Source organism: Streptomyces sp. NPDC026522, from assembly GCF_055567555.1.
Genome location: NZ_JBVHQF010000013.1, coordinates 204,081 through 227,649, shown reverse-complemented (window position 1 = coordinate 227,649; position 23,569 = coordinate 204,081). Strand labels below are relative to the sequence as shown.

General features: G+C 67.5%; 19 protein-coding genes and 2 pseudogenes. 6 read left to right on the top strand and 15 right to left on the bottom strand.

Going from position 1 to position 23,569, the window contains the following annotated elements; translation table 11 throughout:
- The 4 genes and pseudogenes from ACZ4M3_RS30120 to ACZ4M3_RS30105 form a co-directional block, all read right to left on the bottom strand.
- Positions 1 to 525, bottom strand: coding sequence for a hypothetical protein (locus ACZ4M3_RS30120; RefSeq protein ID WP_467737939.1), 525 nt, complete (start codon positions 523 to 525; stop codon positions 1 to 3).
- Between the two features lie 243 nt (positions 526 to 768).
- The gene (locus ACZ4M3_RS30115) at positions 769 to 942 is read right to left on the bottom strand and encodes a hypothetical protein (RefSeq protein WP_467737937.1); all 174 of its coding nucleotides are present in this window, start codon (positions 940 to 942) and stop codon (positions 769 to 771) included.
- 202 nt (positions 943 to 1,144) lie between these two features.
- Positions 1,145 to 1,516, bottom strand: a pseudogene (locus ACZ4M3_RS30110) (IS110 family transposase); the annotation flags it as partial.
- 370 nt (positions 1,517 to 1,886) lie between these two features.
- A complete protein-coding gene (locus ACZ4M3_RS30105; RefSeq protein ID WP_467737935.1) occupies positions 1,887 to 2,846 on the bottom strand; it encodes an SMI1/KNR4 family protein in 960 nt (319 codons plus the stop codon).
- An 878-nt stretch (positions 2,847 to 3,724) separates the two neighbouring features.
- On the opposite strand from ACZ4M3_RS30105, the pseudogene ACZ4M3_RS30100 reads away from it, so the two are divergent.
- A pseudogene (locus ACZ4M3_RS30100) lies at positions 3,725 to 4,000 on the top strand (Tn3 family transposase); the annotation flags it as partial.
- A 31-nt stretch (positions 4,001 to 4,031) separates the two neighbouring features.
- Here the strand turns inward: ACZ4M3_RS30100 and ACZ4M3_RS30095 are convergent.
- Positions 4,032 to 5,087, bottom strand: a complete 1,056-nt coding sequence (locus ACZ4M3_RS30095) for a serine hydrolase domain-containing protein (protein ID WP_467738013.1) — start codon at positions 5,085 to 5,087, stop codon at positions 4,032 to 4,034.
- A gap of 238 nt (positions 5,088 to 5,325) precedes the next feature.
- On the opposite strand from ACZ4M3_RS30095, the gene ACZ4M3_RS30090 reads away from it, so the two are divergent.
- On the top strand, positions 5,326 to 5,985 hold the full coding sequence (locus ACZ4M3_RS30090) for a TetR/AcrR family transcriptional regulator (protein ID WP_467737933.1): 660 nt from the start codon (positions 5,326 to 5,328) through the stop codon (positions 5,983 to 5,985).
- 59 nt (positions 5,986 to 6,044) lie between these two features.
- Complete coding sequence (locus ACZ4M3_RS30085; protein ID WP_467737931.1) at positions 6,045 to 6,320, top strand: hypothetical protein; 276 nt, start codon at positions 6,045 to 6,047, stop codon at positions 6,318 to 6,320.
- A gap of 1,218 nt (positions 6,321 to 7,538) precedes the next feature.
- Here the strand turns inward: ACZ4M3_RS30085 and ACZ4M3_RS30080 are convergent.
- From ACZ4M3_RS30080 to ACZ4M3_RS30065, 4 genes are all read right to left on the bottom strand, one after another.
- Positions 7,539 to 7,709: a hypothetical protein gene (locus ACZ4M3_RS30080; protein WP_467737929.1), complete on the bottom strand. Its 171-nt coding sequence runs from the start codon at positions 7,707 to 7,709 to the stop codon at positions 7,539 to 7,541.
- A 620-nt stretch (positions 7,710 to 8,329) separates the two neighbouring features.
- Positions 8,330 to 8,566, bottom strand: coding sequence for a tectonin domain-containing protein (locus ACZ4M3_RS30075; RefSeq protein ID WP_467737927.1), 237 nt, complete (start codon positions 8,564 to 8,566; stop codon positions 8,330 to 8,332).
- A 505-nt stretch (positions 8,567 to 9,071) separates the two neighbouring features.
- Positions 9,072 to 9,341 carry a hypothetical protein gene (locus ACZ4M3_RS30070; protein WP_467737925.1) on the bottom strand — a complete coding sequence of 90 codons (270 nt, stop codon included), beginning with the start codon at positions 9,339 to 9,341 and terminating at the stop codon, positions 9,072 to 9,074.
- Between the two features lie 186 nt (positions 9,342 to 9,527).
- Positions 9,528 to 10,160, bottom strand: a complete 633-nt coding sequence (locus ACZ4M3_RS30065) for a hypothetical protein (protein WP_467737923.1) — start codon at positions 10,158 to 10,160, stop codon at positions 9,528 to 9,530.
- Between the two features lie 1,269 nt (positions 10,161 to 11,429).
- On the opposite strand from ACZ4M3_RS30065, the gene ACZ4M3_RS30060 reads away from it, so the two are divergent.
- Positions 11,430 to 11,837: a TipAS antibiotic-recognition domain-containing protein gene (locus ACZ4M3_RS30060; RefSeq protein WP_467737921.1), complete on the top strand. Its 408-nt coding sequence runs from the start codon at positions 11,430 to 11,432 to the stop codon at positions 11,835 to 11,837.
- Between the two features lie 296 nt (positions 11,838 to 12,133).
- Here the strand turns inward: ACZ4M3_RS30060 and ACZ4M3_RS30055 are convergent, their stop codons facing one another.
- Genes ACZ4M3_RS30055 through ACZ4M3_RS30045 form a run of 3 tightly spaced genes read right to left on the bottom strand, consistent with a single transcriptional unit; the run spans position 12,134 to position 14,853 of the window.
- Positions 12,134 to 12,535: a hypothetical protein gene (locus ACZ4M3_RS30055; RefSeq protein WP_467737919.1), complete on the bottom strand. Its 402-nt coding sequence runs from the start codon at positions 12,533 to 12,535 to the stop codon at positions 12,134 to 12,136.
- A gap of 59 nt (positions 12,536 to 12,594) precedes the next feature.
- A complete protein-coding gene (locus ACZ4M3_RS30050; RefSeq protein ID WP_467737917.1) occupies positions 12,595 to 13,137 on the bottom strand; it encodes a hypothetical protein in 543 nt (180 codons plus the stop codon).
- Between the two features lie 3 nt (positions 13,138 to 13,140).
- Positions 13,141 to 14,853: an RHS repeat protein gene (locus ACZ4M3_RS30045; RefSeq protein WP_467737915.1), complete on the bottom strand. Its 1,713-nt coding sequence runs from the start codon at positions 14,851 to 14,853 to the stop codon at positions 13,141 to 13,143.
- A 346-nt stretch (positions 14,854 to 15,199) separates the two neighbouring features.
- Between ACZ4M3_RS30045 and ACZ4M3_RS30040 the strand changes: the two genes are divergently transcribed.
- Both ACZ4M3_RS30040 and ACZ4M3_RS30035 read left to right on the top strand, forming a co-directional pair.
- Positions 15,200 to 15,736, top strand: a complete 537-nt coding sequence (locus tag ACZ4M3_RS30040) for a hypothetical protein (RefSeq protein WP_467737913.1) — start codon at positions 15,200 to 15,202, stop codon at positions 15,734 to 15,736.
- A 314-nt stretch (positions 15,737 to 16,050) separates the two neighbouring features.
- Positions 16,051 to 17,151: an alpha/beta hydrolase gene (locus ACZ4M3_RS30035; protein WP_467737911.1), complete on the top strand. Its 1,101-nt coding sequence runs from the start codon at positions 16,051 to 16,053 to the stop codon at positions 17,149 to 17,151.
- Positions 17,152 to 17,557: 406 nt separating this feature from the next.
- On the opposite strand, the gene ACZ4M3_RS30030 is transcribed toward ACZ4M3_RS30035, so the two are convergent.
- From ACZ4M3_RS30030 to ACZ4M3_RS30020, 3 genes are all read right to left on the bottom strand, one after another.
- The gene (locus tag ACZ4M3_RS30030; RefSeq protein ID WP_467737909.1) at positions 17,558 to 18,379 is read right to left on the bottom strand and encodes a MerR family transcriptional regulator; all 822 of its coding nucleotides are present in this window, start codon (positions 18,377 to 18,379) and stop codon (positions 17,558 to 17,560) included.
- 166 nt (positions 18,380 to 18,545) lie between these two features.
- Complete coding sequence (locus ACZ4M3_RS30025; protein ID WP_467737907.1) at positions 18,546 to 19,016, bottom strand: hypothetical protein; 471 nt, start codon at positions 19,014 to 19,016, stop codon at positions 18,546 to 18,548.
- Positions 19,017 to 19,521: 505 nt separating this feature from the next.
- Positions 19,522 to 23,502, bottom strand: a complete 3,981-nt coding sequence (locus ACZ4M3_RS30020; protein ID WP_467737905.1) for a tetratricopeptide repeat protein — start codon at positions 23,500 to 23,502, stop codon at positions 19,522 to 19,524.
- Positions 23,503 to 23,569: the final 67 nt, after the last annotated feature.

The following is a 23,569-nucleotide window of genomic DNA, read 5'->3' as shown; positions in this document are numbered from 1 at the left end:
TCAGACCGTGGTGCCGAGCACGGGCCGCGTACGGGCCGCCCGCACCACCCGGCTGCGCACGTAGATCGTGGCCACCCGGGTGACGACCTCGGTGAGCGCCATCAGGACGAAGGCCGTGACCCACGCCTGGGAGCTGGTGATGTGGTGCGCGAGGCTGAAGCGGGCGACGTCGTCGGCGCCGCCGCCGTGCTCCACCCAGGTCTGGAAACCCATCCGGGCCCCCATGCCCGCGATCCAGAGGACCGCCGACACGGCGCCCGCCTTGATCAGGAGATCTCCGTCGAGGCTGCGGATCCGGGTGTAGATTCCGCCGGCGATGCCGAGCGCGGCGCCCACGGCCGTCAGGGCGCCGATGAGGACGAGGTCGTTGCCGGCGGTGGGGACGGAGTCCAGGTACGAGTACGCCACGAAGGCCACGATCGCCAGCGGGAGCAGGAAGGTCTTGTGGTCGAGACGGCCCTCCCGCAGTTGCCGGAAGACGATCAGGACGAGAGCGATGTCGGTGATCCACTCGGTTGCTGTCATGCCCTCCAGACTGCTGCGGAGCCGTCTTCCGCGCCTGGACCCGGGGGTGGAGAACGGGGTGGACATCCGGGCCGGGCGCCGCCGTGGCGGCGGCCCGCTCCGGCGGGCCGTGCCCGCGGTGGGCCGAACCGGGCGTGTCTCCACGGGTCCTGTCGGTGGCCACGGACGGGAAGGACCAGGGCGATTCGTTCGAACTGAGCGTGTGGCGGACCGATGGCGGCCTCCTGGGTTCTGTCTCTTTGGTCATCGCCGTGCCCAGATGAGGATGGCGGCGAGGTGGAGTGCGGCCTGGTAGGCGATGCCTTCGTCCAGAGCCAGCACCGCCCTGGCCAGGGCGCGGACCACGGCAGCAGCAGTGCTCTCCCCGGCCACGGCGGTGTGCTGGGCCTGGGCCGCGGCGACAGCCGCATCCGCCATGGGCGCCACGGACGTTGCGGTTCTTCAGCCAAGCCGCGAGCCGGCTCGGGCCGACCCGGCGCAGGCCGGCCGGGGTTTGGTAGCCGGTCAGGAGGGTGAGTGCCGCCTTGGAGGCGGCGTAGTCGAAGGTCCGTTCCAGGGCGGGGAAGTACTCCAGGAGCTGGGCTCGCATCCGGTTGATGGCGCGGGTGCGGTCGGCTGCGAGGTCGTAGCGGCGGGCGGTGAGGATCTTCAGGTCCACCGCGATCTCGTCCCACTCCTGCAGAGGCTGCAGGTCCCGTCGCATCCGTGCCTGGTCGCCAATGACGTAAGCGTCTTTCGCATCCGTCTTGCCGTCTCGGCGGTAGCCACGGGAAGCGTGGTGGACGGTTCGGCCAGGAATGTAGAGAAGCCGCTGGCCATGGCTCGTCAGGAGAGCAATCAGCAATGCGCCACCGCCGGCGTTCAAGTCGACGGCCCAGGTCACCGGGCTGTCCTCGGCCAGTGCGAGGACGTCGCCCATCAGTTCCAGGAGCTCGGGCTCGTTGTTGGGTACCCGGCGTGAGAGCACCTTCGTCCCGTTCGTGTCGATCACCGTGCAGTGATGCGCGGCCTTGCCGGCATCCCTCCCCGCCCAGAGCTCGGGCACCCGAGCCTCCCTCGTCGTCCGGTTGACTGGTCCCTGCAGACGACCACGCCGACGTGTCCTTACGAAGCGATCTCTGTTCGCTCATCCCAATGAGTGGCCGTGTCGTCGCGGGGCGCCGGGCGGCCAATCAGTCAAAGCCACACGTACGGCATGAGTGTTTTCAGCCACCCCCAAGCCCCTGGGTCTCCCGATCGTACGAAGGACCGAATTCAACCCGCCAACACGGTAAGGAGCGCTGTAGTTGCCCCCTTCGGCCAACTACAGCGCACAGTTCCGTCAGAGCGTGACTTGCCTCGCCATCTTCGGCCCCAGCCGGTTAGGCCGCAGGGCCGAGGTCTCCCTCAAGGAGCGTTTGTACGATCTGGGGTTGGTCCCAGAGGGCAAGGATTTCGTCGGCGAGGGCCACGACGGGCAGGTGGTCTTGGTCACAGACCTTGATGGCTGCGGCTTTCAGCGAACGCGGGACGGCTCCGGCGTCCAGGAGGAGACGCCATTCCTGCGCGCCGAGTTCCAGGAACTCCAGTCCCGTGAGCCCAGCGACCTCCAGGGGGTCGGCCAGTGTGCCGGGCGAGGCGGTGAGAGTGCGCAGGCTAGGCAGTCCGGCGACAGGCGCGAGGCTGAACGGCGTGCCGGACCAGTCGCCGATGGACAGGGCCTCCAGAGCGGGATGCGCGGCGGCCTGAATGGACTTGAGGTATCCAGTGCCGACCCTGGCCATGGCCGGAAGGTCGTCTTCAAGGCGGTCACGGCGTTCATCCCGCATCCGGCCCAGGACGAAATCGGTGAGGGAGTCGGCCACCAGCTCGGCGCCGAGGCTCTGTTCGTGAGCGACCAGGATGATCTGACCGAAGTGTCCGGCCGGGCCGGGAGTCAGGTCGACTGCGAACTCGTCGCCGCCGTTGCTCCCGAAGCCGATCCAGCCCGGCGAGCCGGCCAGGCCCTGCACCGGGGCGTCAGGCGCGGCGCTGATCGTTTGCGTGGCGCCGAGGTCCCAGCCGGGGTGACGGACTGCACCGTCGACGGCGTACAAGTGCTCCAAGCCGGAAAGCTCGCAGCCAACCGCCTCACCGGCGCGGTCTGCCGCCTCGAAGTCGTCGTCGTAGTCCACCCGCGTGACCCGGTAGAGCACCTTGAGCTCATCAGACAGCGTGACACCAAGGCGCCCAAGGCGCGCTTCCGCAGCAGCGATCTCCTCCTCCGTCGCGCCGATGGCGTCGGGCAACCGTTCGCGGAGCGTGCACTCCAGCAACTCCAGATCCGCCGATGGTGCCGCCATCGCCCCGGGCACTGGATCAGGACGACGGAGCCAGGGCTCGGGAAGGGACCCATCAGACAGGAGGAGCACCCCCAGGTCCGGATAGCCGACAGCCGGTTCAACGAGCGGACTCGGCCAGACCAGGCCGAGTGTGGTCCTTCCGTCCCGTTGGACCTCCGCCCGGAACGCAACCTCCTGGACTCCGCCGCGTGCGAGAGCCCTCTGTATGCCCTCCACCGCGATCCTCCCGGTCGACGATATAGTCCGAGCGCGGTCCACTACGAGAACTCCTGACGGCGCCGCGCCTCCCCGAAAAAGCGGCAGGGGGTCCGCCGTCCCATCGCCCGCGCGGAACCTCGGCGGCGACCTTGGAAATGGCTTCGCCGACTCCCTGACCCAGTTTTCGACTCAAGGCTTTGCCGACGGTGCCGAGCGATGGAGCAACGGCGGCAGTTGCTGCGCTGGTGGCTGCGCCCCAGAGAGCGCCCTCGCCAATGTCTTTCAGTGTGCCCATGATGCTGTGGTCGGCATCTGGAGTCATATAGTTCGTTACTGCGGCGCCTGCGGCGCCCGCTATTGCGCCACATCCGGCGACCAGGGCGAACCCGGCGCTGCCCGTGACAACGGCTGCACCCCCGGCTGCTGATACACAAGCAGCGCCGACGACGACCTCGGTGGTGAACGAGACGATCGCTACCTTGTTTTCTTGCCAGACCTTGTTGGCCCTGCTCAGCTGTTTGTTCAGGTTGCAGGTCGACCAGAAAAAGACCGCGAAGCGCGCGGACGACGTGCACGACACGCCCGACGGGACCCGTCCACCCCACTTCTTCGCGACTACTCTCCGTGGTGAATGACGGCTCGCGGGCGGACCCGCCGCCGAGCTGGGCTAGTTCGGATAAGACCAGCTCGCCGCTCTCGGCCTGGTCCTCAATGCCGCCGTGCTGTGGCCGACCCGCTATCTGGACGCCGCCGTCGAGGAGTTGCGGGCGCTGTCCACCGAGGAGCGCGAGCACGACGTCCTGGACGAGGACGTCGCCCGCATCTCCCCGCTCAAGCACGCGAACCTCAACGTACTCGGCCGCTACAGCTTCCGCGCCTCCACCCCGGTCGACGGCGGCCTGCGACCTCTGCGCAACCCGGGTGAGGGCAGTGTCGACGAGGACGAAGAGGAATGAGAGCAGCCAACGGGTTCGGCAGGCGGCCCGGTCAGCCGTACATCGCCACGCGGTACAGAGTCGCAAGCGCGTCGTCGATGGGATGGGGCAGCGGCTTGCCGAAGGAGTCGAGCCTGTTCCACCTCTGCAGGTTCACCGCGATGGACATCTGCCGCTTGCCGTCGGCGCGGGTCATGGCTAGCGCTCCACCACCCCAGACCGAGCCGCCATGGCCCCAGAAGGTGCCCTGACCGGGACCATCCATCGGGTGCAGGCCGAGGCCGTAGTCGATCGTCTTTCCCTCTTGGGAGACGACCGGGACAGTGCGTTGCATCTGCGCCAGCGACGACGGACTGACGATCTCCCCGGCCAGCAGCATGCCGAAGAAGCGGTTGAGGTCTGTGACGGTCGATATTAGCGAGGCCGCCGGACCCACCCATGACATGTCGTAGACGCTGTAGTCGCGCGGCGGGTCGATCATGCCGAACCACGCCTCGTAGAGCTGCGAGTGCGGCCCGTTGACGTACGGTCCGGTGGGGAGTTCGGTGTTCCGGAGCCCGGCGCGCTCGATGACGTTCCGAGTGATGTACCGCTCGGCCGTAGTGCCGGTCACCCGTTCTAGGAGTTTGCCGAGGAGCAGATAGTTGGTGTTGGAGTACACCCCCGGAGTACCGCCCGGGGCGCCGACGGCAGGTGCGGTGACTCCCATTTCGATCAGGTCAGCGGGGTCGAACCGCGTGAGCCGGTGGTCGTCCAGGCTCTGGGGCCCGGTGTCCGCGAGGGCGGGGAACGCCTTGAGGGAGGGGTAGGCATAGGGGAGGTACTCGGCGAGGCCGCTGGTGTGGTTGATCAGCATCCGGACCGTGATCGCGTTACCGCGTTCTCCGGAAACCAGCTTCGGAAGGTACCGGCCGATCGGTGTGTCGAGACCGATCTGACCGCTCTCGACCTGCTGCAAAACCGCGGCCGCGGTGAAGGTCTTGGTGATGCTGCCGACTCGGTGCCGCATCTCGGCGGTGACGGGGCGGCCGGTGGCGACATCGGCGACCCCGGCGGCGCCGCGCCAGACCTGGTCGCCGTCTCGCACCTCGGCGAACAGGCCCGGCATCCCGACGCGGTGGACGTTTTCGATGGCTGCGTTCAGTGCCGCGCAATCCAGTGGGTTCTCATTCACGTCATGCGTCCTTTCGTGTTCCCCGGGGTGAGCTCCGCATCGGTCGCCTGGCCCGGGCAACAGGGCACGAGTGGCACGCCGGCCCGCCCGGCACGCTCATGCACTCATTATGCACGCGGTGCGTGCAACACCAAGTGCATAGGTTAGGCTGAGATCCGGCGAGAGGAGCAAGATGGCAGGCCGAAAACGTTGGTCAACCGAAGAGATCCTGGACGCGGCGGCGGAACTGCTGCGCACGAGTGACGCGGATTCGTTCAGCGTGCGCAAGCTGGCTGCGACCCTCGGGACCGATTCCTCCAGCCTCTACCGGCACTTCCGCAGCAAGACCGAACTGCTGCGCGCGGTCGCCGACCGGATTCTTCTGGCCGCGATGGACGACTACCGCCCCGAGGGTGACTGGAAGCAGCGCATCACATCTCTGGCCCTGCATGTGAGAGAGGCCTTCGGACGGCAGCCCCAGCTCGCCACGGTCTGGGGACGCTACGCATCAAGCGGCACCGGTTCCCGGCTGGTCATGGAAGAGGTGCTGCACGCCCTGCGCGCATCGGGGCTACCCGACGCGGAGATCCCCACGCGCTACCACCGGATCGCGGTCCTCATCGCCGCGTTGATCGCCTCCGAGGCCGGGGTCAGCACTGTCACCCCCGGAGAGCACGAACAAGGCATGGAGCTGTTCCGCGTGGCGGTTCTGGGCGCCGACCCCGAACGCTTCCCGACCCTGGCCCACTTCGCCCGCGACGTCCGTCCCCTCGGGGTGGATCGCCGCGCCGCGTTCGAAGAGATCCTCGCCGCCCAACTCGCCCACATCGAGGCCGTAATCTGCCCGAGCTAGGCGGTTTCGTTTGGATCAGGGGGGCGGGCGATGGCGTTCGCGGGTGGCAGTCTAGGGCGATGAGACCCTGGGACACCGCCGCCGAGGACGACCTGCGGCATCTGCTCAATGAGTGGGATCCGATCGGCGTCGCTGACGATGTGCAGGACGAGTACGACTGCATGCTCGCTCCTCTGCTCCAGCGGCTTCGTTCCGGCGCCGACCGGGCCGCGATCGGTGAGTTCCTGCGGCACGAGCTGGAAGATCATTTCGGTCTCGACCCTCTGGGCCTGCGGCCAAACGTCATGGCCCGCCCGAGTGATCGACTGGTGGACTTCGACCAGCCCGGCTGGTGACGTGGCCGGTACATAGGCCCCCCTGTCGGTGTCCTGATCGCAGATGGCGTCCGAGACCACAGGGGTGATCCGACTGACCGAAACCCTGTGCTCCATCGGATGCTCCGTGCGATCGTGAGCTGTGCTCAGGTCAAACCCCAGATGCGATCGGCAACCCGAAAGTAGGAGGAGATCACGGTGAAACCCTTCCGCTCTGTGCTGGCAGCAGGCGCATCAGTGCTCACACTCGCGGCGACCGTCATCGTCGGTTCGGCCCCTCCCGCATCCGCGGCGACTAGTCCTGGCGCGGCGTGTGGGTACCAGTACTCAAAGGTGGAAGGATCATCTTCGTTCTACGGGGGCACCACGTGGCTGCTCTGGCAGCCTGGAACCGTCAACTACTGTGCTGTGACCATCAAGTCTCACTGGGTGGGCACGCCGTCTCCTACCTCAGTGTCCCTCCAGAAGGGCAACTGGCCCATAGCCAGGCAGGAAGGCATGTTCAAAACGTACGCGGGTCCCGTCTACTGGGTCACCGCTCCTGGCTACGCTGCGTGCGCATGGGGATCTGTATCGGACCCCACTGGAGAATACTATTACGGCTCCAACACGATCTGCGGGTACGAGTAAGCTGGCTTCGGTCTTGCATGACGGCCCGTCGGATTCTCCGGCGGGCCGTTTTGGCGCCACGGGTCGGCGATGGACAGGCGCGGGGGGCCGCTGGACCGGCGCCAGTCCGTCCGAGCTGGCCGCCCGTCGGTACCACGTCGAACTGATGACGCAACTCACTGACGGAGAAGCCCAGATCGAGAATGGTCCGATCGCCTCCTACAGCGACGACTCCTGCGCATGGGGAGACTCAGTGGACGTTAAGTCCCGCGGAGTCAATACCCCACACGTAGGTCCGCGACCCCACCGAAATCCGGGACAGCCCTCCACCGGCTTCATCCACCGGTTGGATCAGCTGGATCCCCTCACGCTCGCCGTAACTGCTTCGCTCGATCTCCCCTTCGCGGAGGGACCCCGGTGGACCCCGGACGGGAGGCCGGCGTCCTTCAGCAACAACACGCTGACCGTCACAGAACTCCCGCAGCGCGGCCGGATAGCCATTGCCAAGCTGCCTGGCACCGTTGTCGATGTCGCCTTCGCCGGCCGCCCGGGCGCCACACCACCCGACTGGAACCACCCACACCGGCCCGATGCTCGTCCCCGTACACATCAACGGGCTCTCCGCCCGCCTCACCACCGAGGACGGGGCCGCCCCTCGGCGGTGAGCGGCTGCTGTTCACCTCCGCCACCGGCCACGAACTGGCCACCGCCGTCACCGGCCACGACGGACGTGCCGAGCCCGCCATCGAGGCCCTGATCCCCCTCGACGAAACCACCGGCCAAGCCGAACACCACCACCATCGCCGTGCCCTACACCGTCGGGGCCCGTCTGCGGCCCCTCGACTCCGGGGTGATCGGCTCGGCGAGAACGCCCACGCGATGCCCTGTGGGCTGGCCCTCCGCACGAACTCGCAGTTCCCCGCTTCCTCCCCCACCCGCGCCTTGTCGCAGCTGATCAGCCCGCGGGCCGGGGCGGCCCGGCTGTCGTCCGTGTGAAGGCGGATAGGCTGGCTCGCCGCCGACCCGACCCGCACGGTTACCCCCGCAATTCCCGGTGCCGGGGCAGTCGGGCCGTGTGAACGTCGAAGCGTGGCCTGGGCGGCAGGGAGTGTGGCGACGCTGTGGTGGGTGGTTTCGTGCACCGGCCTGGTGTGCCGGTCTTCGTGCACAGGTCCCCGAGCCCGGGACGGCGCGGAAACGGGGGAACTTGTTGGTTCCGTAGTCTCATTCACAGGCGCGGTGCAGATCACGCGTGACGGGGCGGGGCGGGTGGAGACCCGTGTGCGCTGCCCGGGCCGGCCGTGTCCGGTGGCTGCCCGGGCCGTAGCCCGGGCAGCTCCGTGCCGTCGCCTGAGTTCGCTGCTGCCAGTGGGTCAGTGGTCTCCGGCGGCGCAGCGCTCGTGTGGCGTCATCGGGTGGGATCAGCCGGGCTGGTCTCCGGTGTAGCGGTAGATGTCACCGCCGGAGTTGACGCCCCACACGGTGCCGTCGGCAGCCGCTCCGATGTCCGACAGGCCCCCGGGGATCTTCACCCACGGATTCTGGTCATCGTTCGTGTACCGGTAGATGCCTTGCGCGGAGTTGACGCCCCACACATTGGTCCGAGACCCCACCGAGATCGCCGACAGACCGCCGGTGATCTTTGTCCAATGAGCCATTTCCGCTCATCCCCTTCGTCTCGAACGTTGCACCCGAGTACTTGGCAGACAAAGCGGCCACACAAACAGAGCAATATGGTGACTGATCATCAAAGTCTTCCAAAAAGTGATGTTTGCCGTCTGCCCCCTCCGTGGGGACAGGGCAGGAGGAAGTGATGTGCAGGAGTCATATGACCGGAAGCCATGTACCGCTCAGGAGGGATTGACGAGACACTCGACCCCTGCCCCGCGAGACAGCTCCTCCCGTTCACCCGCAAGGGAAGGCCTCAGATGACGCGTACTGGCGGGAGCTAACGGCGAAGGGAAGCTGCACTCACTATCACGTCGGAGTAATCTCCGCGCCGCTCGTCCCACCCGCCGCATGCAACCCGCACAACTCGCCCTCAAGGAAGAGTGGGCCGCAGCGTCCGTGCTCTTCAGGCGCCGTGGCGCAGGGACCCCTGCCACTGCTCGCCACTCCAGGCCTCCGGACCTGGACGGATCTCTTGGCCGTGGTGTGCGCGGCTTAGGGAACGTCGCCGCGCCACACGAACCGGCCGACACCGCCCACACCGGGGCCCGCTTCGGCCGGCTCGTACTCGGACCGGCCGCCCGGCCCGAACCGGTCATACTCCGTCATCAACATGGCCCCGTCAACGACCTCTTGCGCGTCACATCCGGTGACGTCCAGCAGCATGCCGTCCAAGGATCCGCCCACCAGCTCGACATAGGCGTGCCCAGGCTTCGGCCCGGGGGCCGGCTCGTTCGGCTCCGACCCGTACACAAGGCGATCCATCCACGACGCATCCACCCACATACCCTCCCCCCAATCGTGCGCGCGGGCAGGGATGCGCCGGCCGCCTTCGGACGGGTGACCCTCGGGCCGGCCGGCCCACCCGCGAGGGCGGCCGGAATCAGGTGCGGTAGACGCGCACCGTGCGCTCCGCGACGGCCAGGCGGCCGCCCGAAAGGCCGGTCTGCTTCACCCGCCCGGGGCGGCCGGTTCACCGCTGAAACGGCACTGCACCACGCCCCCACCCCCCACCGCCGGCGGCCGCGGTGCCAGGCGCGAAGGCAGTTTCATCCGTCGAGGTTCCAGCAGCCGAGGCGGGACAGCAGCCTGCGTGCCCCGCTCTCGTCGGGCCCCCGTGCCACTGCGGCCTGGACGGTGGTCAGGTCGGTGCGGTGACGTTCGTGTCAGCCGGTCGATCTCCTCCTCCAGCCGCTCCAGCAACACCGTCACCGACTCCGGCAACACAACGCTGGTGGCCTCGACGTCGGCGGTGTGTCCGTCCCAGTCCCGCTCACACGCCTCCGCCTGGCCATCCCCCGCTTCCACCAGACTCCGGTCACCGATCAACGCCCAGTCGAGACGCTGCTCCGGCCTCCTCCAGCCACAGGAGCACACCGCCCGCAGTGCGGCGGCCCGGGGAATGCGGTCGCGGTGGCCCTCGTAGACGCTCCACTGCGACACCGACCGGCCCACCGAGCCGGAACCGGAATCGAAGTACACCGGCCGCGGAACACTCCCGTCTTCGACGAGCACGCCGACCCCGCCCCTGTGCGAGGAACCGAACTCCTCCGTCACCCACGACTCCCGTCCCTGCTCGCCCATCAACACCCCTCCAGCCGACACGCGCCCGCGATCGCAGCGATCGACCCGGGCGGGACCGCCACTGACGACGATGCCCAACCCGACCGGCAGCCCGGCCCGAACCCACCGATGAACGACCAACAACAACCGCAGTTGGATTCGACAGGCGTCGTGGCGATGAGAAGCAGCTTCCCAAGAAGATCGCCCGCGCCTGCGCATCCCACAAGATCGGGTACTTGCCACAATCCTGCCGCCAAGGCGGCTGGGTGTCAGGAGGCGAGGAATCCGCGCAGGGCAGGGTCGGGCGGCGTGTAGCGGCGGGGAGCGCTGATGGGGAGTCCGGAACCGGTCCGGCCCGCGGGCGGGAGCGGCTGGTCTGGGGCTTGGCCACGATGCGCCGAGGGACCGTGCGTCCGATGGGCGCAGCCGGTCGTGGGTGCGCGCCGGGCGCCGAGGCGGGTTGGCCGGGCGGTGCGGAAGGGTCGTTACCTCTCGACGGTTGACGGCATCGCGGGCGGTGTTGGTGATCTCCAACCACTCTCCCTTGAGGGAGCGGTTGGAGCGGTCGTCGCGTCCGGGGCTGTCGGCCTGGACCCGGCCGATCTCCACCCGAGGTTGCTGACGGTGGTCGCGGTCCTGTGCGGTTGCCGGCAGCGCGGCAGCGCCCACCAGGGCCCCGGCTGCCAAGGCGGTCGCGGCGATACGACGGACGGAGGAAGAAGATGACATCGGTGACGCTCCCTCAACAACAGTGCCCAACCCACCGAAGCAGGAGACGGCAACCGGTGCGCAATCCCGGGCCTGGAGTGAGCCGAGGCCCACACTCTCGACCCCGCACCTGCCCAGCCGCAGCACCCCGTGAGGGCGGTTACCAGACACCGATATTTCCGTCACGCTCGCCTGTACACCCCACCCACATCCACCCGCCGTGACCCTGACATTCCTCGGCCCCCACGCTCACACGCCCCGCGAGCGGCGTACACGGACAACGCGCTCCGGCGCACCACCAGGCGCACTCCAGTCCCGCCTCACCCACCCCGAATAGTTGATCAAGTAACAACCGTTCTGCGGAGTTCTTCGCACCCGTACCGGCAGTTCGCACACATGCACTGCGACAGACCAGAGCCCTACCCCCGCCGGAGGGTCCAAAAAATGGTTTGCCGACCCGGTGGCCGTGTGTCACCGTTCGGCCTGGACCGGCAGTTGACCATCGGCGGCCGGTCAATGTCGACATGTCGGCGGCCTCTCGGGATCCACCGGAGAGGCGACGCAACAATGGGAACCGGTGCCGTGGGGAACAATTACGAGGACAAGTGTCGCCGGTCGTTGGCCGAGGAGCAGGCGAAGAGCCTTGCCGAGACCAACGACTGGGAACATGTGGACAGGGAGCGGGTCCACCAGGACTGGGACGTCCTGTACCGGGAGATGACGCCTCTCCTGGACGGCGGCTCCCCGCCTGGAGACCAGAAGATCCAGGAGCTCGTCCGCAGGCACTTCGACATCGTCTGCCGGTTCTACACCCCCTCCAGGGAGGCTTACGTCGGCATGTCCCTCTTCTACGCCGAGGACGAGGCCATGAGGGCATTCCACGATTCCTACCACCCCAGGATGGTCGAGTTCCTGGGCGCCGCGATCAAGGTGTTCGCCGAGCAGGGGAGCGGGTTCGCCCCCAGCGCCGGGACCGAAGCTTCGGCATAGTCGGGCGACACGGGCCGGTACATACATGGGCGGGTGCGCCCGGACCGGGTCCGGGCGCACCCGCCGAGGGGTAGAGCAGGGTTTAGGCGGTCCGCCCGCTGATCCAAAGAAGGGCCCCGGCGGAGACCCTCGAATGCCGGTGAGGTCACAGACGGGCACAAGGCAGCACCACGTTGCCGCGTGAGTGCCGCACACGACAGGGCCGACCCGCACCCGCCGGGCCGGCCCTGCCGCATTCCCCCCTAACGCCGCCCGGGAGGCGCCTCCGTAAGGCCTCACGGACCCCTCAGTGTATTTCAGGATAGCCGGTGCGGCTCGTCGTAGCCGTTCGCGAGAAACAGAGCCTTCGACATCAGACCGAGTGTCTCCTCAGAGAGGTTCTCACACGTGTAGCGGAGCGCGATGGGGTAGTTTCCACACAAGCTGAGAACAAAGCACAGGACCGCGAGCTCCTCACCCCACTCCCCAAGTGCGCCTGCGTCGATCGCGGCGTCGACACGCTTGACGTCGAAGCCGGCCCACACGTCGCCGTCCTCGCCGATACCGCCGTCGATATAGGGTCGCAACCGCAGATCGTGTAGCCACACACCATGACGCTCCAGCAGCCAAACTGCGGCTTCCAGGGACCACAATCCGGACGTGCCTCGCTGCAGTGCCTTCACGAGATCGGCAGCGGAAGTCTGAGAAAAATCAACCATTCGGCCATGATATGCGGTCAGGGCAGTACTATGTACCACCCCGACCGACTACCAATCTGTCACTTAGCCCGCGTCCTCAAGAGAAAATCTGTGATCCTCCCGGCCGTAGTGGTCGGGATCGATCCTCCGAGTTTGGGGTAGGGGTTACCCGCCATTGGCGTTCGGAATGCGCCCGCTTTCCCTGCGCTTCGGACCTGAACCTTGAGATAGGGACCCTTGTGAACCAAATCCTTGGAGGTGGCTGCCGGATCTCCGATTTCATACATGACCATGACTTCTGGGTCGTTCGGGAAGAAGTACCGAACTCCTCTCCCGCCAGTCGCAGCCGTGACCGGCATAGGCGCGCTTGACATACCCGCCTTCCTCGCAAGGGCATCAATGTAGGGGAATCTCTGCCCGCGCATGTGCTCGGGGTCGAGGAGCAACTTCAGCGCTGCTGCCGACGTGAGCCCCACCGCAGCGCTGGCAGGTTCCTGCCGCAGCAGCTCTCCTCTCGACGTGACGCGGAGCTCAAAATCTTCAACAGAAGTCGCATCCGGGTGTTCCTTAGGGCACTCCTCTGGCGCCCCCTCGCAGAATTCCTTCCAGAACATCTCGCTCATGTTCTAGAGCGCCAAGTTGGGATGATTCCCAGGAGCGAAGAGGTTCCTGTGCGTCTTCGCGATTGCCGCCTTCCAGACCTTCTGCCCCTTGGGGGAGAGCCGTGTCGGCGCGCTCGGCTGGATCGTGAGCCTGCTGTGGGTGCGCTTCTGGACGTAGTCGTTGTCGAGGGTTCCTCCGGCGGCGTCGACTTCGGTTTCGTAGCGGGGGCCGTAGTCGACCGGCTGACCCTGGTGGCACTGCCAGGCGCCGCTGGCGCATTCCGAGAGGACGCGGCCGGTCGGGTCCCAGTACGTGAAGGGTTTCTGGTTTGAGTAGGTGTAGCCGTGGAGCTGCTGGGAGTCCGTCAGGTCCATGACCGGGTCGACGGATATGAAGCGGCCGGTCTGGGGGTCGTATTCGCGGGCGCCGATGTGGGTGAGACCCGTTTCGGAGTCCTTCGTGCCGCCGACGAAGCCCTTTTCGCCGGTCCACCCGGTGGGCTGGGTGCCGCGGGTTTCGCCGAACAAGCCCGTCTTGCGGCGGGTGACCGCCTGGGTGGCGTCGGCGGTGATCTGGGTGGTGCCGGTGTTGTGGTGGTCGGAGAGGGTGAAGGACAGCTTGCCGCCCGTGCGGACAGCGACGTCGCCGTAGTAGCGGGTTCCGGTAACCGTGCCGGTCTTGTCGAGCTTCAGCTCGTTTCCGCCAGGCAGGTAGAACGTCGTCGAGTCCTTCTCCTTGCGCAGGAGACGGTCGCCGGAGGCGTCGTAGATGTAGGAGTTGCTGGACAGGCCCTGGTTCACGGCCTTGAGGTGGCCCTCGACGTCCCAGTCGAGGTACTGGGTCTCACCGGTGCCGCTCTTGCGGGTCTTGGTGTTGCCGGTCTCCTTGTAGGTGAACGTTTCGTCGTGGGGGTCGGTGCCGGTCTGGGTGACCTTGGGCAGGTCGTGCTTCCCGGTGGTGGGGGCGGCGTAGGTGCGGACGGTGTCGGCGGTCGGGCCGGAGGTCGTCTTGTGCTTGGTCTCCGTCTTGCGGTTGCCGACCGCGTCGTAGGTGTAGGTCGTCCAGTACGGGTCCTCTCCCCCGATGACGGAGGCTGTCGGTGCCGCAGCGCAGGTCTCGCCCTTGTTGGTCCATGCCTGCGTGATGCGGCGCAGGGCGTCGAGGTTGACGCACTGGGTGTCGGTGGTGCGCAGGGCGTCCTGCCCGTACGCGGTGGCGATCGAGGTGAGGTTTCCGGCCGGGTCGGTCGTGTACTTGGTGTCCTCGATCCGCTGTGGGGCCACCTCACGGTCGGTGTAGCTGCGCAGCAGCTGGCCGGTGTGCTCGTCGTATTCGTTGCTGACCCACAGGTGCTGGCCGAAGTCGCCGAGTTCCTGGCGGAGGCTGCGTCCGTAGTGGTCGTAGGTGTTCGCCGAGACGATCGGGTCCGCGCCGGCGCCGACGGTGTTGAGCAGGCCGGCAGTGGCCGTGTAGGTGTTGGTGATCTTCTCTTGCGGCAGTCCGCCGATGGCGGGTTGCTGTACCCACATCACTTGGCCGGTGTTGGGGTTGTACGAGGTGTTCCACTTGTAGGTGCCCGCCATGGCCCCGGTGTCGGGGGTCGCGGGGATGGTGAACTGGCTGGCGACGGGCTGGTAGAGGCTGTTGTAGGCGGTGACGGCCGACTCGTACGCCTGGCCGTCCACGAAGCGGGTCGACTTCGAGAGCTGGCCCTTGGCGACGGTGTCGTACACCATCGAGGTCAGCGTTGTCGTGCCCTGCTTGGTGGCGACGGGGCGGCCGAGCTCGTCGTAATCGGTGTGCAGGGTGACGCCGCGGGCGTCGGTGACATCGGTGACCCGGTCACCCTGGTCGTAGACGGTCTTGGTCTTGCCCTTGTCGGCGTCGTTCGACTCGATCTGGCGGCCGCGGACGTCGTGGGCTTTCCCGTCGTCTCACCGTGAGCGGGCCGGGCGCCAACCAGCCGCCGCCCGGGAACGAGACGCACCGGCCGGCTTCCTCCGACCAGGAAAAGTCATCCGGCGCGGCCCTGGGCGAGATGGTCCTATGGTGGGGACGACTCCACGACGCGGGAGGGACCTGATGGCGAAGAACGCTGAGCAGCACGGCTCCGGCGAGCGGGACGACCATCGTTCTGGCCTGCTGAGACGCTGGCGGGAGACGGTCGACGAGCGCACCGGTCCCACCCAGCGCTCCCTCCTCGCCACCTGGCTCGCCTTCGGGGCCACGTTCGGCATCACCCGTCTGATCACCCACGGCATCCGCAGCGGACGACTGCCCTGGGGCAACGTCTCGGCCGGCGGCACCCATCTGCACCATTACAACCTCGGAATCGCCACGCTGGCCGGCGTAGGACTGGTGGCCGTCCGGGGGGACGCTCCACTCGTCGGGCACCCTGGCGTCGGGGCGGCCTACGGCGCCGGGGCAGCGCTCATCGTGGACGAATTCGCTCTTCTCCTGGATCTCCAAGACGTCTACTGGGCCAAGCAGGGCCGGATGAGCGTGGACGTAGCGGTCGGCATCATGTCCGGCTTGGGTCTCTATCTCACCGCTGTCCCCTTCTGGAACGAGCTGACCAAGGTCACCCGCCAACACGTGCTGGAACGCCACGCCGGTTAGCCGGGCACCGGCGTCGGTCGCAGCCTGGACCTCGACCTCTGCGACCCCGGACTCGACACCTCGGCCCGGCCGCCAGGCCGGGACCGTCAAGGACATCCCCACCGGAGCGGAACACGCGGCGGCCCAGGCGTTGACGGGTTCCTGACGGAAGCCCGGGCCCTCGCATCCGCCCGCTGGCCCGCGGGGTAAATCCTTTCCTCGTCCATACTGCGGAACCTCTCGCTTCGCATGGCTGTCTACACGGGTACAACAGTCACTCAGGCCCGATGCGGCATCCCGATGCGGCATGCAGCGACCCGGAGCGAGTTCCTTCGATGACATACACCTCGCCGACCATCCGCCAGTCCCGGCCCCGCAAGCCCTCCCGCGGCAAACGCTGGGGGCTCATCGCGGCGTGCACGGCCGTACTCGGTGCGGTCGCCTGGCCGACGCTGTACTACTTCGACGTCTTCTCGGACAACGGTGACCCGATCACCTTCAGCGGCGTCGACCCCTCCGGTGCCGGGAGCCGGCAGTCCGCCGGCGCCAAGGCCCTCATGGCCACCGGGCCTGCTGCCAACTTCAGGATCTCCGGTACAGTCCCCGAGGACGGCAGCAAGATCGCCGTCACAACCTACCGGGGCAAAAAGTCCGGCTTCACGGGCAAGGTCTGGGTCTGGGCACCGAAAGAGTACGCGGATCCGAAGTACGCGACGAGCGGCTTCCCCGTACTGATCGCCCTCCCCGGCGGCGCGGGCTACCCGAGCAACTACTGGATGGGTACGGACCTCAAACTTGAGTCCTCGATCTCCAAGTGGTCGCAGCAAGGCAAGAGCCTGCCCTTCATCATCGCCATGCCGGTGCTCAACCCCGAGAACCATGACAAGGACCCTAAAGACCCGCAGGCGGGCCTCTACTGGGACGGCAGCGACATCCCCGGCCAGCCCAAGATGGGGACCTGGCTCACCGAGGACGTCCCGGTCCTGATCAAGGAAAACTTCCGCACGATCAAGTCGCGCGACGGTTGGGCCTTCATGGGCTCCTCCACCGGCGGCTCCGCGGGCCTGAAAGCCGTGTTGCAGAAGCCGGAGAAGTTCAAGGCCGTCATCGCCTCCGGTCCCGACGTCGTCCCCGACTCCCGCCTGTGGGCCGGCCACCAGAAGGAAAGGGCGGACAACGACTCCAACGTGCTCGCCCAGCGGCTCATCGCCAAGGGCAGCCCCGACGTGTATCTGGGGCTCCAGGTGGGTTCCAGGGAACCGGTCAAGCCCCCGATCGACGCGTTCGTCGAGAAATTCGGCAACAAAGGCCCGGTCAAGACCAAGTACGACGTAATTCGGGGTGGCCAACACAATGCCGCCACTTACGTCCCGAACATGGAGAGCAGCGGCCTGATCCAGTGGATCAGTGAGCACATGCAGGGCCCGACCGAGTGACGCTGACCCCCCCCCGCCACCCGTCAGGGGTATCGCCGACGGCTCCCGGCGAGTGCGAGGGTAGGCGCGTGATGAAGCGACGCGAGACGCGGACACGGGCGGGGAGTTGGAGTTCAAACGAGGTTGCGCTGGGGCGTCCTCGATTCCTGACAGCGTTGGGTGTCGCCATCACCGTGGCCATGGGCGTTCCTGCGTACGCTACGGGCGCAGCGCGTGACGTCGGAGCCGCCGACGGCTACGTCGGCGTACAACTGCTCAGCATCACGGACTTACACAGGTTGGCCGGGAGGACGCAGCACACGGCCATCATGGCCAGCGTGGCCTGTGTGCTCTCGCGGCCGACCGCTGCCGCGCGGCCCAAGAGCGCGCAGCGCTGGGGGGACCGGTGAGGCGCGGGCGTGATTGATCAGGCCAGGTATACCGACGCCTGCAGTTCCGTCACCCAGTCGTCACGGTTTTTGGGGCACTCCAGGTTGACCTCGCGGGGGTATCCGTTCGACCGGTAGCCGTTGGCATCGATCCAGCGGGCCAGGGTCTGGGCGGTGGGGAGCACGGTGTCCATTGAACCGCGGTGCACGATGGTCGCAGCGTGGTCGAGGGATGGCAGGTCGAGGATGCGGAAGGCGCCGTCCTGGAGAGGGGCGGAGACTTGGACGGCGGCGTGGACGCTGATCCTGCCGTCGCCCTGCGGGGCGTCCTCGTAGTAGGCGACACCGGGGCCGGTGGGCGTGATACCCGCCGAGTCCAGGCGCCGGAACAGTTCGTCGTAGAGCGGCCCGATGACCGGGCTGATGTCCTCGGGCTCGAAACTCGCGGCGGTCGCCGTCAGCTCCGCCAGCCGGACAGTGGGGACGCTCTTGATGACAACGTCGTTCGTGGGCATGTGCCCCTCGCTCTCGATCGCTCGGAGCCTCGCTTCGACCTGGACCAGCCGTGCTCCTGCGGCAGCCATGGCGGTCTCCAGTTCTGCCCGCCGCAGCCGCAGCATGCCGCGCATTTCCTCGGCGCTAACCTTTTCGTCCACGATGTCCTGGACCTGCTGGAGGGTGAATCCGAGATCCTTGAGTGCGATGATCCGGTTGAGGCGGGCGAGTTGCGCAGCGGTGTAGTAGCGGTAGCCGCTGGCAGGATCGACGTGGGCCGGGCGCAGCAAGCCGATCGCGCCGTAGTGACGCAGCATCCGGACTGAGACGCGGCCGTGGCGGGCGAAATCTCCGATGGTGAACATGATGTCTCCAAGCTGACCGCCTGACACGGTGTGAGGGTCAAGAAGCTACTTGGCGGTCCGGGGACAGGGAGAACGCGGGTTGGGCGCACCATGAGACGTCCCCTTTAGCATCCTCCTCGGATCGGTAAGGCAGGCAGAGGCCTGGCCTCGCCGATCTCGCGAGTTGCTACGCGGATCGCTGGATCTTCCGCAAGGAGTTCTTGATCGCCTGGAGTTCACCCATCAGGCGATCCACCGCGGCATCCAGGACGAGGAGCGAGTCCTGTGCTGACCAGAACCGGAGCGTTCGCTCCAACTCCTCCTGCCAGAAGGTGGCATCGTCCTCAACCTTGAGCTTGAGATGCCGGGCCAGGTCGGCGAATCCCGAGCCTGGCGCATGTGAGCTTTCGGAGACAACCAGCGCCGAGAGCATCGGCCGGCCGTGCTCGACCTCATACATGCTGACGTGGCCGAGGGCCGGGAACATCGTCCGGAAGGGCGGTCGGCTCATTCCGGTGTTGATCCCCTCCGGGTCAATCATGAGGCCGAGCGCCTTGTAGCTCAGACAAGCATCCAAGGGCTTCGCCGGGTCAGCATCTCGGCTCCGGTCCAGCAGTACACGGTGGATGGCCTTCTCATCTGGCGTGAGTGTGATCACGAAGACTCCTCGTGGGGAGGTGGCCCGAAGGCCAGTCCGAAGACGGTGCCGCCCGTGGGCGTGGATCGACAGTAGAGCCTCAGCTCTGGTCGATGCCAGGGGTCGGACGAACGGAAGTCGGTTCCACCGTTCGACGTAACTGCGTATCTGTGGCTCTCGTCCTGAACATCGGTTGATGTTGGCCCGCCACCAGGCCTGACAGGCGGGTGGCCCAGCGTGGAGGAGCACAGATGGAAGGCCACCGGTACGGCCTCGGTCACGACCTCGGCCGCGTCCGACGCGCACTATGCGTGCTCATCTACGCTGGCTTGAGCTCACCCTCGCCGACGTCGACGAGAGGATCGCCGCCGTCCGGGCCATCGATGAGGTGCAGGCACGTCGGCGTCTGCAACCGGAGCCGTTCCGCTGGTGGATCGAGTACGGCATCGGCGTCCGTCTCCCGCCGACCCGACCGTCCACACCGGCACCTGCACAAAAACTTCCCAGGACAGAACGCCTAGCCCGGTTACGGGAGGACGGTGGCACGCAGGTGGGTGCGTAGCCGCAGTGCCTCGTTAAGCGGGGACCGGAACAGCGCCGGATTCTGTGCGGCCAGCGCGGTGAAGACCTCCACCGCTTCCTCCGCCTCGGTCAGTGCCTCGCGAAGGCCGTGCTCTTGGCTGCTCCGTACCCACACCACGAGGATCAGCAGATACCCGAGCTGGGGTCGATAGGTGGTCGGGGCTTCCCGGGCGAGCCGGCGCCAGATGGGAAGCGCTTCCTCCCCGGCGGCGATGACGTCCTCGTGCCGGTTCAGTGCCGTCAGCGGCCCGCCGAGGTTGCCGAGGGCGAGCGCCAGTAGCTGATCGGCGGCGGGGTGATCGATGCGCCGCCAGAGCGCCACGGCCTGCTCGCCGACCATGACCGCTTCTTCGTGGCGCCCCACTTGTGCCAGGAGGTCACCGAGCCGGTCCAGGGCCGTGCCCAACTGGAACTCGTAGCCGACGGGGTCGGCCTGTGCCAAGTGCCGCCAGACTTCGACCTCCTGCTGTGCGACCGCGACTGCCTGATGCAGGCGGTTCAGTTCTGTCAGTGGCCGACCGAGGCTCTTGAGCGAGAGTGCCAGGTGTAGTCGGTGGGCCTCCGGGGCGGTGTGGGCGAGCTTCTGCAGCACGGCGACCGCCTGCGCGCCCTCCTTGGCTGCCTCCTCGTGACGACCCACCCGGCTCAGCACGTCGCAGAGGACCAACTGTGCTGCTGCCAGGCCGGGCTCGTGTGTGCCGGGGTCGGCCTCCGCCAGGGGCCGCCGGATGGCTACGGCTTCCTGGGCCACTGTGACGGACGACGCCGACAGTCCCGCCCTGCTCAACTGGGTCGCGAGGTTGGTCAGGACGCCGGCCAGGATCGGCAGGCCCGCGCCGGGGTTGCCCTCCGCGACCTCCCGGGCCAGGTCGGCCGCCTCCCTGAAACACTCCACGGCCCCGGCTGGATCCCTTTGCCGGGAGTGCCCGTTCCCCATGTTGATCAGCGCGATGGCGAGTTTGCGGCGGTACACGACGGGATTGTCAGGACTCAGCCGACGGTACAGTTCGACGGCTTCAGCGCAGGCGTCCGCGCCCTCCGCGAGCCGGTCGGCGTGCGCCAAACCGGGTCCGAGATTCAGCAGCGCCTCCGCAAGATCGGGTAGGTGGCTCTTGGAGTCGAGCCCGACGAGTTCGCGGAACAGCGCAACCGCCTCCTCGGAGAAGCCGACGGCCTCCCGGTGGAATCCCGACTCGTCGAGCCAGATGCCGAGGTTCATCACCGACCTGGCGAGGAGCGGCAGGTGGGTTGGCCGGCTTGCGAACGCGAGCTCGCGGGACATGCCGACGGCTTCGCGGCAGTACCGTACGGCCTCCTGCAAGGAACCCGACTCGCCGAACCCGACACCGAGGTTCAGCACGGCGTTGGCGAGGAGCGGCCCGTAGGCGCCGGGATTGTCCTCGGCGCCGGCCCGGAGGAATCCGACCGCCTCCTCGCTGGACATCAGAGCCTCCCGGTGACGGCCTTCACCGCCCAGTGCGACCGCCAGGCCGTCGAGTGCGTTGGCCATGTCGTCGCTGTAGGCCCGGGGCTCCTGCTCCATCAGCTGCCGGTAGATGGACACGGCTTCGGTTTCCGCGGCCAGGGCCTCCGGGTACCGGCCGACGTGGGACAGTTGGGATCCCAGGTTGTGAAGCATTCCGGCCAGGTCGGGACGGAAGTCCGCCGGACTCGCCTCTGCCGTGAGCCGGGTGATGTCGACCGCGTGCTCCAGGAGCTCGAGGCCCCGGGCGGTGTGCCCCTGCTGATCGAGCCGCAGGGACAGGGTCATGAAGGCGACCGCAAGACTGCCGATCTTCTCGGGATGGTTCTGCACGACCGCCACGAAGATCGCCACGGATTCCTCGGCCGCTTCCAGCGCGGCCCGGTGGCGCCCAGTCCAATGCAGTTCGTTGCTCAGGCTGTTCAGCGCCCACGCCAGGGAGGACAACTGTTCCGCCTGGGCGCCGCGCGCGAGGACGCGATGGAGTGCCACCGCGTTCTCTATCGCCTCCAGGGCGTCGTCGTGTCGGCCCGAATTGGACAGGCGCCACGCCTTCTTCGCGTAGAGGACGGTCTTGGCGGCGGGGTCCGCGATGGACCGGATTCGTTCGGCGGAGGAAAAGCGATCGGTGATTTCGGCGATCCCCACATCGAGGTCTGGATCCCTCGGGGGGGCGACCGCCTCGATGGCCTCCAGCGTTTCGAGGGGGATCTCCTTGATTCGGGCCAAGGTGGCCAGGGCGGCGTTGCCCGCGTGGAGCATGAGGCCGGGATGCTCGAGGGCCAATGGAGCCAGTTCGCCGGCGGCGAGGTGTGGCCAGCGCGCGGCGGCGTTGATCAGGTTGGTGAGGACATCGCGGCGCCACTCCGGAGCGGGGGCGTCGGTTCGAACGCCTGCGGGGGTGTCGGCCGGAGCGTCCGGCCGGGCGCGTGCGTGGGGGTCGGCCTTGGCATCAGCGGGCACGTCGGCGTTGACTCCGAGCAGCCGCGCCGCGGCCCGCCAGGCCCAGCCCATCCGCAGGCGCCCGCCGGCCGGGGCACCCGGTGTGCTGAGGCCTACGAAGTCCTCGCCGAGGCGGTCGGGGTAGAGCGGTTCCAGGTACGTCTGCGCATCATCGGCGGGGTAGCACGCGGCATGTTCTTCCAAGACCTGAAGATGGGACGCCGGATCACCCACCAGAGCGTCCTTCAGGGCGGCGAGCGCCGCCGGGAGTCGCCTGGGACGCGTGAGGGTCGCGGTGTACACGGTCTGCGCCATGACGCCCGCCGGTACGAGGCAGTTGTTCTTAGCCTGCGTCAGCTTCGCCCAGTGGCTGTATTCGCGGTCCAGCAGGTACGCCGAGAGCGCGCCCGGATTACGTGGTGCTTCGCCGCGGCAGATGTGGGCGTACACGGCCACCAGCGCGGCCATGTGCACGGTCAGCGTCAAACCGTAGGCCTCGTGGTCCAAGTTCCCTGGCTCTGCGATGGTCTCGGCTTCCTTCTCCGGCACCCCGAGGGCGTCGGCGAAGCGCTCACGGGCGACCGTGAACGCCTCGAGCCGGGCGGCGATGTCCCCCTCGGGAAGTGCCTTCAGCGGGATCGCTTCGTCTGCATAGCCCTTTTTGCGGAAATCGTCCACCAGGGAGTACCACCAGCTTTCCGAGCGGGCGATGAGGAGGACCCTGAGCCGTGCGCCACGCCGGGCGGAGAGCTTCCCCATGAGGGAATCGAGTTCCGGCGCGGGCCAGCGTTCGGCGTAGTCGACCACCACCAGCGCGTTGCGTCCCAGTGCCGACTTCTTGGGGTGGGGGGTGTCCGCCGTGACCGTGCCGGTCCGGACGGCCTGCCACACCTTCCATCCCCCCGCGGCGGCAGTGCGACGGGCCAGTTCGGCGGCCAGCCGGGTCTTCCCCTGCCCTCCTCCTCCGTGCAGCAACGCCACCGAGGCCACGATCGGCCGCCCGTCCGGCGTCTTCCCGTCCCGCCAGTGCTCCAGCATGGTCAGCTCGTCCGCCCGGCCGGTGAACGGCACCACCTCGTGGCGGGCCAGCAGCAACTGGCTCGGCTGTTCACCCAGATCCACTACCGGTGGCTGCACGTCGTTCAGCGGGAAGCGCTGGACTCCCGGAGGGAGCTCGGCCCCTTCGTCTCTCCGGTGCGCCTCCCACAAGACCACCAGATCTGCATGGCGTCGTCGCCACAAGGTCTCCTCGAACAGCGATTCGGTCACCGACCTCCTTTTCTCCTCGGCGAACGTCCTACATGCCTTGAGAAAGAAGTCGACGAATTCCCACTCCGGAGGTTCCACAAACTGGCCTAGAAGCACCCTGTTGACGGTGGACTGCGTCAGTCGCCCGCCGCTGACCCTTTCCAACTCCGCGAGCGAGGGAGGCCCGGCATCTCGGCGTACCTCGGCCAGGGTGCCCGCGAAGTACCGCCGGGCTTCTTCCATTGCCGTCATGTCGACTCTCCCCACCATCAGGCCCGTCCCGGATCGTCCCGGGTGATCCACATCCACACCTGGTGTG

Bases quoted from the DNA above. Each gene is read 5' to 3' on its own strand.
- ACZ4M3_RS30090 (WP_467737933.1), top strand. From the start codon at position 5,326: ATGGCAGGCCGAAAACGTTGGTCAACCGAAGAGATCCTGGACGCGGCG.
- ACZ4M3_RS30020 (WP_467737905.1), bottom strand. From the start codon at position 23,502: ATGACGGCAATGGAAGAAGCCCGGCGGTACTTCGCGGGCACCCTGGCC.
- ACZ4M3_RS30085 (WP_467737931.1), top strand. From the start codon at position 6,045: ATGAGACCCTGGGACACCGCCGCCGAGGACGACCTGCGGCATCTGCTC.
- ACZ4M3_RS30115 (WP_467737937.1), bottom strand. From the start codon at position 942: ATGGCGGATGCGGCTGTCGCCGCGGCCCAGGCCCAGCACACCGCCGTG.
- ACZ4M3_RS30075 (WP_467737927.1), bottom strand. From the start codon at position 8,566: ATGGCTCATTGGACAAAGATCACCGGCGGTCTGTCGGCGATCTCGGTG.
- ACZ4M3_RS30105 (WP_467737935.1), bottom strand. From the start codon at position 2,846: ATGGCGGCACCATCGGCGGATCTGGAGTTGCTGGAGTGCACGCTCCGC.
- ACZ4M3_RS30050 (WP_467737917.1), bottom strand. From the start codon at position 13,137: ATGAGCGAGATGTTCTGGAAGGAATTCTGCGAGGGGGCGCCAGAGGAG.
- ACZ4M3_RS30070 (WP_467737925.1), bottom strand. From the start codon at position 9,341: ATGGATCGCCTTGTGTACGGGTCGGAGCCGAACGAGCCGGCCCCCGGG.
- ACZ4M3_RS30035 (WP_467737911.1), top strand. From the start codon at position 16,051: ATGACATACACCTCGCCGACCATCCGCCAGTCCCGGCCCCGCAAGCCC.
- ACZ4M3_RS30065 (WP_467737923.1), bottom strand. From the start codon at position 10,160: ATGGGCGAGCAGGGACGGGAGTCGTGGGTGACGGAGGAGTTCGGTTCC.
- ACZ4M3_RS30080 (WP_467737929.1), bottom strand. From the start codon at position 7,709: ATGGTGGTGGTGTTCGGCTTGGCCGGTGGTTTCGTCGAGGGGGATCAG.
- ACZ4M3_RS30120 (WP_467737939.1), bottom strand. From the start codon at position 525: ATGACAGCAACCGAGTGGATCACCGACATCGCTCTCGTCCTGATCGTC.
- ACZ4M3_RS30095 (WP_467738013.1), bottom strand. From the start codon at position 5,087: ATGCCGGGCCTGTTCGCCGAGGTGCGAGACGGCGACCAGGTCTGGCGC.
- ACZ4M3_RS30030 (WP_467737909.1), bottom strand. From the start codon at position 18,379: ATGTTCACCATCGGAGATTTCGCCCGCCACGGCCGCGTCTCAGTCCGG.
- ACZ4M3_RS30040 (WP_467737913.1), top strand. From the start codon at position 15,200: ATGGCGAAGAACGCTGAGCAGCACGGCTCCGGCGAGCGGGACGACCAT.
- ACZ4M3_RS30045 (WP_467737915.1), bottom strand. From the start codon at position 14,853: ATGGTGTACGACACCGTCGCCAAGGGCCAGCTCTCGAAGTCGACCCGC.
- ACZ4M3_RS30055 (WP_467737919.1), bottom strand. From the start codon at position 12,535: ATGGTTGATTTTTCTCAGACTTCCGCTGCCGATCTCGTGAAGGCACTG.